Below are 13,105 nucleotides of genomic sequence, written 5' to 3'. Positions count from 1 at the left end.
TGACGAGTCCCCGGAGTCGGAGGGCGCCCGTGGTCGGCCGCGGCCCCGGTCACCGGCGGGGGCCGGCCTTCATGTGCGTCTGCAGGGCCTGTTCCGGCGGATCACCGCGCCGGACTCGTCGACCTTGACCGGGAGTTCCGCCCAGGAGAGTCCGCCCCCGCCGCACGGCCCGCGTAGCAGGAGTCCGACGTCAGCCCCCTTCCGGCGTCATCCGGATCGCCGCGATGTCGAACTGCAAGCGCACCGTCTCGCTGACCATCGCGCCGCCCTCCGCCAGGCGGGAGTTGTAGGACAGGCCCCAGTCCATGCGGTTGATGGTGGTCGTGCCGTCGAAGCCGACGCGCTGGTAGCCGAAGGGGTCCGTGACGTTGCCTATGTAGGTCAGCTCCAGGTCCACCGGGCGGCTCGTGTTCTTGATGGTGAGGTCGCCGGTCATGACGTAGACGTCGGGGGCTTTGAGGCGGACCGCCGTGCTGGCGAAGCGCATGCGCGGGTAGGTCGCCGCGTCCAGGAAGTCGCGGCCGATGAGATGGGCGTCGCGTTGTTCCACGCCCGTGTCGACGCTCGGCGTGGAGATGATCAGCTCCGCCTCGGAGCGGGACGGGTCGCGGCCGTCGAAGTAGAGGCGGCTCTTGTACTCGGCGAAGGCCCCGCGGACCGTCGTCACCATCGCGTGCCGGACCGAGAAACCGATTCTGCTGTGGGCCGGGTCGACGATCCATTCGCCGGTGAGGGCGGCGAGGGCGGGGTCCAGGAGGACGGGGGCCGAGGTGGGGGAGGTCGGCGCGGCCGCCGGGCGTGGGGGGACCGTGGGGGTGCGGCGGGACGTGTGGGGGCGGCTGAACAAGTTCATGATTTATCTAGTTAGTCCACTCGGTGAATTGCCGCAAGTGGTCCTTGGGGCAAAGGGGTTCGGGAATTCCGCGGACGGTCACCGAAACTGCACATCATCGCCATGGAATCCACTCAGGAAGTGCTCGGTATTCCCGGATCGCGCGTTTCCTTGAATTGCCGTATTCCCCTTGGTGTGGGATGTATGCGACGGCCGCCCCGGTTCGGTCACCGGGGCGGCCGCCGTCATCCGCCCGCGCGGCGGGTCAGTTCACGTTCACCGCGCTCCAGGCCGCGGCCACCGCGTTGTACTCGGTGCTCCCCGTCCCGTACAGGTCCTTCGCCGCGTTCAGGGTCGCCGTCCGGGCGCCCGCGTAGTTCGTCGAGGACGTCATGTAGACCGTGAGGGCGCGGTACCAGATGGCTCCCAGCTTGTCCCGCCCGATCCCCGTCACCGTCGAGCCGTTGTACGTCGGCGAGTTGTAGCTGACGCCGTTGATGGTCTTCGCGCCGCTGCCTTCCGCCAGCAAATAAGCGAAGTGGTTGGCGACGCCGGAGGAGTAGTGGACGTCGAGATTGCCGACCGACGAGCTCCAGTAGTCGGCCGAGTTCCCGTCCTTCGACGGCTGGTCCATGAACCGCAGCGCCGCCTTGCCGAAGCCGGAGCGGACGATCTCCTCGCCGATCAGGTAGTCGCCCGGGTCGGCGGAGTTGTTCGCGTACCACTCCACCAGCGTGCCGAGGATGTCGGAGGTCGCCTCGTTCAGGCCGCCGGACTCGCCCGAGTAGGTCAGTGCCGCGGTCTTGGAGGTGACACCGTGGGTCATCTCGTGGCCCGCCACGTCCAGCGCCACCAGCGGGCCGAAGGTGGTCCCGTCACCGTCGCCGTACGTCATGCAGAAGCAACTGTCGTCCCAGAAGGCGTTGTTGTAGCTGTTGCCGTAGTGGACGCGGTTGTACGAGCCCTTGCCGTCGCCGGCGATGCCGGTGCGGCCGTGGACGTTCTTGTAGTAGTCCCAGGTCTCGTTGGTGCCGTACTGGGCGTCGACCGCCGCCGAGGAGCGGTCCGAGGTCGCCCCGGTGCCCCAGTGGTTGTCGGTGTCGGTGAACACCGTCGACGGCGCCCGGACGATGCAGATGCCGAAGATGCACAGGTCCGTCTTGTTGGCCGCGTCGCCCGTGTACGTGTTGCCGCGCGTCGGGTCCGTGAGGTTGTACGTCGATCCCGAGAGCGTCGTCTCCAGCGGAACCGTGCCGCTGTACAGCGACTTGCCGTCGCCCGTAGCCGTCTCGATGCTGTCCCAGGCGTCGATCTGGGCGCCGGTACGGGCATTGGTCAGCACCGTGCGGGCGACCGGGTTGCCGAGCGAGTCCTTGCCGACCGCGTTGGTGCGCCAGGCCAGCTTCGGGGTGCCGTGCAGGGCGTCGACGACCAGCTCCGGCCGGGCCTTCACCTGCTTCAGCGCGTCGCCGAGGTTCGCCGCCCGGAGCGCGTTCACCGCGAGGTCGGCGGCCTTCGGGGCGGATATGTCCGGGACGATCGAGGCGAGGGATATCTTGCTCCGGGTCGCCCGGTCGGCGCTGCGGTAGGCGCCGTCCGGCTTCAGGTGGACGACGAAGTCGCCGCCCAGGACCGGGAGCTGACGGTAGGTGCGGTCGTAACGGACATGCTGGGTGCCGTTCTTGTCGACGACCACGTCGCGGACCTTGGTGCCCTCGGTGGAGGTGAGTCCGAGGGTGCCGGCGTACTGGACGAGCGCCTGTGCCGCGTTCTCGATCGCGGTGGCCCGGGTCGGTCTCGCGTCGGCGTGGGCGGCGGGGGAGAGCGCGGCGGCCAGCAGGGTCGCGGTGGTGGCGGCGACGCCGGCCGTGGCGAGACGGGAAACTCGGGTGTTCCGTGTCCGGCTCATCGATCTCCTTGGAGATGCGCCTCAGAGGCGTGGGGGGTGGCGCTGATGACGACAGCGATTTAAGAGGCCATGACAATCCATGTCCATAGCGCCTCCATGGAGATGTGTGTGGAGGTGGAGGGGGTGGAGAATCCTTTCTGTGACCGCCCGGAACCCCCGCCACCTCCCCTTCTTCGTCTACGGCACGCTCCGCCCCGGCGAAATCAACCACGACCTGTTCCTGCGGGGGCGGACCGTGTCCGAGGAACCCGGTCGGCTCCCGGACGCGGTGCTGTACGACGGGCCCGGCTACCCCTACGCCGTCGAGGAACCCGGCGGGGACGTGCTCGGCGAACTGGTCACCGCCCGCCCGGAGTCGTACGACCGACTCCTCCTGGAACTCGACGAGTTGGAGGAGTGCGTGCCGGGGGACCCGCGCGGTCTGTACGTGCGCGTGGAGCGGGACGTCGTGCGACGGCGGGACGGGGCCGCCGTCCGGGCCTGGGTGTACCTCGCGGGGGCCGCCGTGGCCGCCCGGCTGCGTGCGGACGGCCGTCGTATCGAGGGCGGTGAATGGCCGGCCCGCGGGCTGCCCGGCCCCGCCGCGCCGTAGCCGGGGCCGCGGCGACCCCGTACGGCCCATGTGGCTTGTTCCGTGCCGGGGTTGGCCGGTCGGTCACCGTTGAGACTTCAAGGGGCCGGACTACAGTCGTGCACCTGTTCGTGAAGCTCCGCGCACCACGCACCACGCACCACCCGTACGACGTTCGGCGTCTCGCTCCACGGCCCGGTCCGGGCCCCCGCCGCACCCGGACCCGGCCTCCCCCCCACGTACACGCATGCAGCCAGGAGGTCTCCGAGCCATGCCTCTGCGTCACCTCACCCCCCGCGACCAGCACCTCTTCTGGCAGTACGGCCGCGGCCCCAGCGCACCCGTCCACGAACCGCTCGTCCACCGCGCGATCGAACGGCACGCGATCGCCCACCCCCACGCCGTCGCCGCCGAACACCACGGCGCGACCCTCACCTACGGCGAACTCGACCGCTACGCCGGTGCCCTCGCCGCCCACCTGGTCCGCGAGGGCGTCCGCCCCGGCGACCATGTCGGCCTCTTCGCCCGCCGCTCCATCCCGATGCTGGTCGGCCTGCTCGCCGTCCTCAAGGCGGGCGCCGCCTACGTCCCCCAGGACATCGGCCGCACGCCCCCGGAGCGGCTCGGCCACGTCGTCCGCACCGCCCGCACCCGGGTGATCCTCACCCAGAAGGAACACGCCCCGCGCATCCCGCTCCCCGACGGCCACCGGCTCATCGCCCTCGACGACCCCGTGCCGTACCAGCGGGCCACCGTGATCCTGCCCCCGCACCCCGACGACGGCTGCCACGTCCTCTTCGCCGCCGGCCGCCCCGAAGGCGTGAAGGTCACCCACCGCAACCTCACCAACCTGCTGCTCACCGAACCCGGCGGCCTCGGCATCCGCCCCGGCGACCGGGTGGCCCAACTCCTCGCCATCGCCTCCGGCCCGGCCGCCTGGGAGATCCTCGGCTGCCTCACCCGTGGCGCCACCCTGGTCATCCGTGGCGCGGACCCCGCCGCCGCGGCCGGCACCGCGACCGTCCTGATCGCCACCCCGGCCGTGCTGTCCGGCATCGACCCCGCCGCCTGCCCGCGGCTGCGCACGGTCGCCGTCGCCGGGGAGTCCGGCCCGCCGCGTCCGCTCGCCGACCGCTGGTCGCGCCGGGCCGCCCTCTTCGACTGCCGCGGTCCGGCCGAGGCGACCGTCGTCAGCACCATGGGCCGCCACGACCCGGCCGCCGGGCGACCGGCCGTCGGCCGCCCCGTCGCCAACACCACGGTGTACGTCCTCGACGCCGACCGCCGGCCGCTGCCCGTCGGCGAGACCGGCGAGGTGTGGGCGGGCGGCGACTGCGTCCCGGCGGGTCACCTCGGCGGCGGACGGAACGCCGGGTGGTACGCACCCGATCCGTTCCTCGGCGGGGGCCGCGCCATGGTCCGCACCGGCGCGCTCGGCCGCTGGACCCCCGACGGCGGCCTCGAACACCTCGGCCGCACCGCCGAAGACCGGGCCGAGACACCCACGCTCCGCCCACACCCCACCGGCGGCAGTCCATACCAACCGGCCACGACCTCGGCTGCGGCCGCGTACGCCGAGGCTGCCCAGCGCTCCTGACCAGCCAGCGCTCCTGACCAGCCAGCGCTCCCCTGACCGGCCGGCGCTCCCGACCGGCCGGCGCTCCTGACCGGCCGGCGCTCCTGACCGGCCGGCGCTCCTGACCGGCCGACGGGTCTGAGAAGCCGACCGGCCTCGTCGATCTGACCGACCTGGCCCTTCTAACCAGGCCGGCTGGTCTGGCTGGTCCGGCCGGCCGCCGCGGCCAAGGCCTTGGCGACCCCCGGTTCCTTCCTTCCGAGGAACTGGGGGTTCGGCTCGAAGAGCACGTCCAGGGCCGCCTTGCCCGCCGCCAGGACCTCCCGCGTGCCGCCGTAGTACCAGGTCGCGTCGTGCTTGTCGTCGACCCCGACGCCGTACGACTCGACCCCCGCCGCCTCGCACAGCGCCACCGCGCGCCGGATGTGGAAGCCCTGGCTGATCAGTACCGCCCGGTCCACACCGAAGATCTTCTTAGCGCGGACGCAGGAGTCCCAGGTGTCGAAGCCGGCGTAGTCGCTGACGATGCGCTGCTCCGGTACCCCGTGCCCGGCGAGGTACGTGCGCATGGCGTCCGGCTCGTCGTAGTCCTTGCGGCTGTTGTCGCCGGTGACGAGGACGACCTTGATACGGCCCTCCCGGTACAGCTTCGCCGCCGCGTCCAGCCGGTGGGCGAGGTACGGCGACGGCTCGCCGTCCCACAGGCCCGCGCCGAAGACGACCGCGACGTCGGTGCGCGGTACGTCCGCCACCGTGTGCAGCCGGTCGGCCGTCGACACGTACAGCCAGGTGGCCGGCAGCAGCGCCAGCACGCAGCCGGCCATCACGCCCTGCACCAGGCGCCGTCTGCCGGTACGGGTGCGCGGCAGCCGCGGTCGGCGGATCTTCATACGGTTGTTCCCCCTCGACTTCGCCTCGGCTTCCCCGTGGCCCCCCGGCGGCTCCGACCTTGGAGGACGCAGGCCGAGGCGTTCCGGTTCGCTCACAGCGGCCGGATTCGTGCCGTGAAGCGTACGAAAACTCCCGTGACCGTCAGGCAACGGGGGTGCAATCCCGCCCGGCGAGGATTCCGTCATGACCGTGTCCGTCCTTCCTCCGCGCCCCGGCCCGCCCGCCCTGGTCCTGGTGGCCCACGGCAGCCGTGACCCGCGTGCGCTCAGCACCGTGCGGGCCCTGATGGACCGGGTGCGCGCGCTGCGCCCCGAACTGTCCGTGCACCTCGGGCACATCGAGCTGAACGAGCCGCTGCTCCCGGACACCCTCGCGGCCCTCGGTGACACCCCGGCCGTCCTGGTCCCGCTCCTCCTCAGCCGCGGCCACCACGTCAAGCGGGACATCCCGGAGACGGCGGCGGCAGCGCAGGCGCCGACGCGCATCGCCGGCCCCCTCGGCCCGCACCCCCTGCTCGTCGACACCCTGCACGCCCGCCTGCTGGAGGCCGGCTGGCACCACCGCCCCGCGAGCGCCGTCGTCCTGGCGGCGGCCGGCTCCCGTGACCCGGAGTCCCGGCTCGACACGCGGCGGACGGCCCGCCTCCTGTCGGCCCGCCTGCGCGTCCCGGTCCTCCCCGGCTACGCGTCCGCGGCCACCCCGACGGTCACGGACGCGGTCAACGCCCTGCGTGCGCGGGGCCGCCGCCACATCGCCGTGGCCTCCTGTTTCACGGCCCCCGGCCGCTTCGCCACAGAGTGCGCGGGCCGCGCCCCGTGGCTGGCGTCGGCCCCACTGGGAGCCCACGTCTCGATGGCCGAGCTGGTTCTCCACCGTTACCAGCGTGCGCTGGGGACGCAGGTCGCCGCGGCCGCCTGAAAGGGGGCTCGTGAGGAAGGTGCGGCCCTGCAACGCGCCCCTCCAGAGGCGCTGGGGGTCCCCCTCCCCGGCCGGAGACCGGGGGAGGAACTGCGCGACCAGCCCCCACCCGCCCGGACCCGCCCGACAACACGACTTGGCAGAGCAGCAGGCGCACCAAACATCCGTTTGTCACTATCGCCCCGTACTGTCGAACCATGGCAGCCCCCGCACCCGCACCCACCTCGGCCTACGACCCGGCGTCAGCCGACCGCTGGGCCCCCGAACCCGACAAGCGTCCCGGCCGTACCGCCTTCCAGCGGGACCGCGCCCGCGTCCTGCACAGCGGGGCGCTGCGCAGACTCGCCGGCAAGACCCAGGTCGTCACCCCCGGCAACACCAGCCAGATGTGGGACGCCAGCCCCCGCACCCGCCTCACCCACTCCCTCGAATGCGCCCAGGTCGGCCGGGAGCTGGGCGCCGCCCTCGGCTGCGACCCCGACCTCGTCGAGGCCGCCTGTCTCTCCCACGACCTCGGCCACCCGCCCTTCGGCCACAACGGCGAACAGGCGTTGAACGAGTTCGCGGACGACTGCGGCGGTTTCGAGGGCAACGCCCAGTCGCTGCGCCTCCTCACCCGCATCGAACCCAAACGGTTCACTCCCGAGGGCTCCGTCGGCCTCAACCTCACCCGCGCCGCCCTGGACGCGGCCACCAAGTACCCGTGGCCGCGCGGCGCGCACCCCACCGATCCGGCGTCGCCGAAGTTCGGTGTGTACGAGGACGACCGCCCGGTCTTCGACTGGGTCCGCAAGGAGGCCCCGGGCACCCGCACCTGCTTCGAGGCGCAGGTCATGGACTGGTCCGACGACGTCGCCTACTCCGTGCACGACGTCGAGGACGGCCTGCACGCGGGCCACATCGACCCCAACTGCCTGCACGCCGAACCGGAACGGCAGGAGATCTACGCGGTCGCCGTCGGCAGATACGTGCCGGCCGGCACCGACCGCGCCGAACTCGCCGCCGCCCTCGACCGGCTCCAGGACGAGGAGTGGTGGCCGCACGGCTACGACGGGACCGCGGTCGCCCAGGCCCGCCTCAAGGACACCACCAGCCAGCTCATCGGCCGCTTCTGCCTGGCCGCGGAGGCCGCCACCCGCGAGAGGTACGGCAGCGGCCGGCTCACCCGCTACGGCGCCGAACTCGTCGTACCGCGCGAGGCCCGGATGGAGTGTGCGGTGCTGAAGGCGATCGCGCACCGTTACGTCATGCAGCGTGCCGAACAGGAGCTGATCCGCGCCGAGCAGCGGGTCGTCGTCGCCGAACTCGCCGAGGCGCTGACCCGCCGCGCCCCCGACGGCCTCGACCCGCAGTTCCGGGCGCTGTTCGGCGCGGCGGCCGACGACCACTCCCGCAAACGCGTGATCGTCGATCAGATCGCGTCGCTCACCGACGCCTCCGCGCGGTCGTCCCATGCGAGGCTGACGGGGCGCAAGTGAACATTTTGTGACCCTCCGTGACCTCCCGTGGCCTGATCGGGTCATGATCGCGTCAGTGGAGGTCACTCCCTCTTCCCGCATCACGCTGCGTGCGGGAGGCTCACAGTGCGGCGCATGTGGGTGGCATATGTGGCGGCACCCTTACGAGGAGGCATCAAGTGGTCGACGCGGACCAGACATTCGTCATCGTCGGTGGCGGACTCGCCGGCGCGAAGGCGGCCGAGACGCTCCGAGCCGAGGGCTTCAGCGGCCGGGTGATACTGATCTGCGACGAACGCGACCACCCGTACGAGCGGCCGCCGCTCTCCAAGGGCTACCTGCTCGGCAAGGAGGAGCGCGACAGCGTCTTCGTGCACGAGCCCGCCTGGTACGCGCAGAACGACATCGAGCTGCACCTCGGCCAGACCGTGGACCGGATCGACCGCGCCGCCCGGACCGTCCGGTTCGGCGACGACGGCACGATCGTCCGCTACGACAAGCTGCTGCTCGTCACCGGCGCCGAGCCCCGCCGCCTCGACATTCCCGGCACCGACCTGGCCGGCGTCCACCACCTGCGCCGCCTCGCGCACGCGGAGCGCCTCAAGGGCGTCCTCGCCGCCCTCGGCCGGGACAACGGACACCTCGTCATCGCGGGCGCCGGCTGGATCGGCCTGGAGATCGCGGCGGCGGCCCGGACGTACGGCGCCGAGGTCACCGTCATCGAGCACGGCCCGACCCCGCTGCACGGCGTGCTCGGGCCCGAGCTGGGCAACGTCTTCGCCCAGCTGCACCAGGAGCACGGGGTCCGGTTCCGCTTCGGTGTGCGGCTCACCGAGATCGTCGGGCAGGACGGCATGGTGCTCGCCGCCCGCACCGACGACGGCGAGGAGCACCCGGCGCACGACGTCCTCGCGGCGATCGGCGCGGCGCCGCGGACCGGGCTCGCCGAGGCGGCGGGGCTGGAGATCGCCGACCGGGCGCACGGCGGCGGCATCGTCGTCGACGAACGGCTGCGGACGTCCGACCCCGACATCTACGCGGCCGGCGACGTGGCCTCCTTCCCGCACACCCTGTTCGGCACCCGGCTGCGGGTGGAGCACTGGGCCAACGCGCTGAACGGCGGTCCGGCGGCGGCGCGCTCGATGCTGGGCCGGGAGGTGACCTACGACCGGGTGCCCTACTTCTTCTCCGACCAGTACGACCTCGGGATGGAGTACAGCGGGTGGGCGCCGGCCGGATCGTACGACGAGGTCGTCATCCGGGGGGACGCGGGGAAGCGGGAGTTCATCGCGTTCTGGCTGAAGGAGGGGCGGGTGCTGGCCGGGATGAACGTGAACGTGTGGGATGTCACAGAGCCGATCCAGAAGCTGGTCGTTTCGGGGGCCGTGGTGGACACGGATGCGCTGGCGGATCCGCATGTGCCGTTGGAATCGCTCGCCTAGGGGGCTGCCGGGATCTGTCGTCTCGCGGGTGCGGGCCGTGGCTGGCTGGTCGCGTAGTTCCTCCCCCAGCGGGGCGCGTCGCACGTGCCTCGGGACTGTCCGTCCGCCCCCGTAGAATTCATCCGTGGCAGGACGGATCAATGACGAGGACGTGAAGGCGGTACGGGACGCGGTCCCGATCGACGCCGTCGTGTCCGAGTACCTCCAGCTGCGCAACGCGGGCGGCGGGAACCTCAAGGGACTCTGCCCGTTCCACGACGAGAAGTCGCCGTCCTTCCAGGTCAGCCCGAGCAAGGGACTCTTCCACTGCTTCGGCTGCCAGGAGGGCGGTGACACCCTCACCTTCGTGATGAAGGTCGACCACCTCTCCTTCTCGGAGGCGGTCGAGCGGCTGGCCGGGCTGGCCGGCATCACCCTGCGGTACGAGGAGGGCGGGTACAACCCCTCCCACCAGCGCGGTGAGCGGATCCGGCTGGTCGAGGCGCACAAGATCGCCGCCGTCTGGTACGCGGAGCAGCTCGCCACCAGCCCCGAGGCCGAGACCGGCCGGCTCTTCCTCGCCGAGCGCGGCTTCGACCAGGCCGCCGCCGTGCACTTCGGCGTCGGCTACAGCCCCCAGGGCTGGGACCACCTCACCCGCTATCTGCGCGGCAAGGGCTTCACCGACAAGGAGCTGCTGCTGTCGGGGCTGTCGCAGGAGGGGCGGCGCGGGCCCATCGACCGGTTCCGGGGGCGGCTGATGTGGCCGATCCGGGACATCGGCGGCGAGGTCGTCGGCTTCGGCGCCCGCAAGCTCTACGAGGCGGACAACGGGCCCAAGTACCTCAACACGCCCGACACCGCGATCTACAAGAAGTCCCAGGTCCTGTACGGCATCGACCTCGCCAAGCAGAGCATCGCCAAGTCCAGCCGCGCGGTCGTGGTCGAGGGTTACACGGACGTCATGGCCTGCCACCTGGCCGGGGTGACGACCGCGATCGCGACCTGCGGTACGGCCTTCGGCGGCGACCACATCAAGATCCTCCGCCGGCTGCTGATGGACAACGGCAGCGCCCGGGTGATCTTCACCTTCGACGGTGACGCGGCCGGTCAGAAGGCCGCCCTGCGCGCCTTCGAGGACGACCAGAAGTTCGCCGCCGAGACGTACATCGCCATCGCGCCGGACGGCATGGACCCCTGCGAGCTGCGGCTCGCCAAGGGCGACGAGGCGGTCGCCGACCTGGCCGAACCCCGCACCCCGCTCTTCGAGTTCGCGCTCCGCCAGATCGTGGCCCGCTACGACCTGGACACCCCGGCGGGCCGCGCGGCCGCCCTGGACGAGGCCGCGCCGATCGTCGCCCGGATCAAGAACAGCGGCGCCCAGCACGAGGTCGCCGTCGAACTGGCCGGCATGCTCGGCATCCTCGACACCCAGTTCGTGGTCAAGCGGGTGGCCCAGCTGGCCCGTTGGGCACGGGACAAGGGCGGCAGGGGGTCCACCCCGGCGCGCGGCCCGCAGCAGCCGTCGTACGACACCGGCGGCTCGCGTCCGGCCGTCTCGGGACCCGCCCTCAATCTGCGCAACGCCGTCTACGCCACCGAGCGCGAGCTGCTGAAACTCGCCCTCCAGCGGCCCGATTTGGTCTCCCCGGCGTTCGACGCGTACGGCATCGACGAGTTCACCGCCGCGCCCTACGCGGCCGTACGCCAGACCATCATGGAGGCGGGCGGCTCCGAGTGGGGCGTGCAGGATCCGCAGGAGTACCTGGTCCGGGTGCGTGAGTCGGCTCCCGACGACGCGGTGCGCGCGATGGTCACCGAGCTCGCCGTCGAGGCGATCATGCGCCGCACGGTCGACGAGAACTACGCGGGCGAGCAGCTCGTGACCGTCCGCCGCCGGGCCGTGGACCGTCGTATCCACGAGATCCAGATCACCCTCACCCGCCTCGGCAGCGGTGGCGACCCGGCCCAACTCGCGGCCGTGCAGAACGAGTTGTGGGTGCTCCAGCAGTACGGGCAGGCGCTGCGGGAGCGCGGCGTCGCCGCTCTGTGAGCTTCGAGCGGCCGACAGGATAACCACGCGGTCACGGACCGGACGCAAAAAGTCACCGCACGCCCCTCGTGGCGGCGATGTGTCTTACCCCACACTGGGGGGCGGTGCCTGAGTCCTCGGAGCGCGGCCGGCCTGTCCCGGACGGGTCCCACACCCCCGCCGTTCCACTCATCGCGTACGGGGCGGACAGCGGCGAGGCCGTCGTCTCCGTCCCCGAAGTACCGCTGCCGTACCCCCTGGCAGCGATCATCCTGGAGGTCGCCCCCGTGCAGACCCAGACCCTGACCCAGACCGACAGCACGCTCACGGACGAGCCGGAGGCCGATGCCGACGTCTATGCCGGCGTGCCACCGCAGAGCCGGGTCGCTGTCCACCCCGAGACGGAGACGGAGCAGCCGGCGGAGGCCGAGGGCCCGGCCGTGGAGGAACTCGTGGCCGACCCCCCGGAGTCCGAGCCCGAGACCGAGCCCTTGCCCGAGCCGGCCGCCGTCGCCCGCGCCGACAACGGCAGCCCCTCCTCCGACCTGTTCCGGCAGTACCTGCGCGAGATCGGCCGTATCCCGCTGCTCACCGCCGCCGAGGAGGTCGAACTCGCCCGCCGTGTCGAGGCCGGTCTGTTCGCCGAGGAGAAGCTGGGCAGCGCCCCGGACCTCGACAGCGAGCTGGCCCTCGACCTCGACCGGCTGGTCGTCATGGGCCGGATGGCCAAGCGCCGCCTCATCGAGGCCAACCTGCGGCTCGTCGTGTCGGTGGCCAAGCGGTACGTCGGCCGCGGCCTGACCATGCTGGACCTGGTCCAGGAGGGAAACCTGGGCCTGATCCGCGCCGTCGAGAAGTTCGATTACGCCCGCGGCTACAAGTTCTCGACGTACGCGACCTGGTGGATCCGTCAGGCCATGTCCCGCGCCCTGGCCGACCAGGCCCGCACCATCCGCGTCCCGGTGCATGTCGTGGAACTCATCAACCGGGTCGTGCGCGTCCAGCGCCGGATGCTCCAGGAACGGGGCTACGAGCCGACGCCCGAGGAGGTCGCCGCCCACCTCGACCTCGCGCCGGAGCGGGTCGGCGAGGTGCTCCGCCTCGCCCAGGAACCGGTCTCCCTGCACGCCCCCGTCGGCGAGGAGGACGACGTGGCCCTCGGCGACCTCATCGAGGACGGCGACGCCGCGAGCCCCGTGGAGTCGGCCGCGTTCCTGCTGCTGCGCGAGCACCTGGAGGCGGTGCTGTCGACGCTGGGGGAGCGGGAGCGGAAGGTCGTGCAACTGCGGTACGGGCTGGCCGACGGCCGCCCGCGCACGCTGGAGGAGATAGGGCGCATCTTCGGCGTGACACGGGAACGGATCCGCCAGATCGAGTCGAAGACGCTCAACAAGCTCCGGGACCATGCCTTCGCGGACCAGCTGAGGGGCTACCTGGACTGAGAACCGCCACCCCGCCGCCGCCCCCCCGGCAGCCGGCCCCGACCCCACCCGTCCGG

General features: G+C 72.0%; 10 protein-coding genes. 7 read left to right on the top strand and 3 right to left on the bottom strand.

Going from position 1 to position 13,105, the window contains the following annotated elements; genetic code table 11:
* Positions 1 to 190: 190 nt before the first annotated feature.
* Complete coding sequence (locus tag ACZ5K7_RS07900) at positions 191 to 853, bottom strand: YceI family protein (RefSeq protein WP_468911685.1); 663 nt, start codon at positions 851 to 853, stop codon at positions 191 to 193.
* 244 nt (positions 854 to 1,097) lie between these two features.
* Positions 1,098 to 2,741, bottom strand: a complete 1,644-nt coding sequence (locus ACZ5K7_RS07895) for a M4 family metallopeptidase (RefSeq protein WP_468911682.1) — start codon at positions 2,739 to 2,741, stop codon at positions 1,098 to 1,100.
* A gap of 139 nt (positions 2,742 to 2,880) precedes the next feature.
* Here ACZ5K7_RS07895 and ACZ5K7_RS07890 point away from each other — a divergent pair, with 139 nt between their 5' ends.
* Both ACZ5K7_RS07890 and ACZ5K7_RS07885 read left to right on the top strand, forming a co-directional pair.
* On the top strand, positions 2,881 to 3,333 hold the full coding sequence (locus tag ACZ5K7_RS07890; protein ID WP_351691684.1) for a gamma-glutamylcyclotransferase family protein: 453 nt from the start codon (positions 2,881 to 2,883) through the stop codon (positions 3,331 to 3,333).
* Positions 3,334 to 3,583: 250 nt separating this feature from the next.
* Positions 3,584 to 4,909 (top strand): AMP-binding protein, encoded by a 1,326-nt coding sequence (locus tag ACZ5K7_RS07885; RefSeq protein ID WP_468911678.1) that lies wholly within the window; start codon positions 3,584 to 3,586, stop codon positions 4,907 to 4,909.
* A gap of 161 nt (positions 4,910 to 5,070) precedes the next feature.
* On the opposite strand, the gene ACZ5K7_RS07880 is transcribed toward ACZ5K7_RS07885, so the two are convergent.
* Positions 5,071 to 5,778 carry a SanA/YdcF family protein gene (locus ACZ5K7_RS07880; RefSeq protein ID WP_468911675.1) on the bottom strand — a complete coding sequence of 236 codons (708 nt, stop codon included), beginning with the start codon at positions 5,776 to 5,778 and terminating at the stop codon, positions 5,071 to 5,073.
* A gap of 184 nt (positions 5,779 to 5,962) precedes the next feature.
* Between ACZ5K7_RS07880 and ACZ5K7_RS07875 the strand changes: the two genes are divergently transcribed.
* From ACZ5K7_RS07875 to ACZ5K7_RS07855, 5 genes are all read left to right on the top strand, one after another.
* Positions 5,963 to 6,697: a sirohydrochlorin chelatase gene (locus tag ACZ5K7_RS07875; protein ID WP_468911672.1), complete on the top strand. Its 735-nt coding sequence runs from the start codon at positions 5,963 to 5,965 to the stop codon at positions 6,695 to 6,697.
* A gap of 197 nt (positions 6,698 to 6,894) precedes the next feature.
* Entirely contained in the window at positions 6,895 to 8,175 is a 1,281-nt protein-coding gene (locus ACZ5K7_RS07870) for a deoxyguanosinetriphosphate triphosphohydrolase (RefSeq protein ID WP_351691696.1), read from the top strand.
* Between the two features lie 158 nt (positions 8,176 to 8,333).
* Positions 8,334 to 9,596, top strand: a complete 1,263-nt coding sequence (locus tag ACZ5K7_RS07865) for an NAD(P)/FAD-dependent oxidoreductase (RefSeq protein ID WP_468911667.1) — start codon at positions 8,334 to 8,336, stop codon at positions 9,594 to 9,596.
* 124 nt (positions 9,597 to 9,720) lie between these two features.
* The gene (gene dnaG, locus ACZ5K7_RS07860; protein WP_468911664.1) at positions 9,721 to 11,628 is read left to right on the top strand and encodes a DNA primase; all 1,908 of its coding nucleotides are present in this window, start codon (positions 9,721 to 9,723) and stop codon (positions 11,626 to 11,628) included.
* Between the two features lie 104 nt (positions 11,629 to 11,732).
* A complete protein-coding gene (locus ACZ5K7_RS07855; protein WP_468911660.1) occupies positions 11,733 to 13,049 on the top strand; it encodes an RNA polymerase sigma factor in 1,317 nt (438 codons plus the stop codon).
* The last annotated feature ends 56 nt before the right edge of the window (positions 13,050 to 13,105 follow it).

This window comes from Streptomyces sp. NPDC031497 (assembly GCF_055580905.1).
Note: the sequence above shows the minus strand (reverse complement) of the source record. Positions and strands in the feature narration are given on the sequence as shown.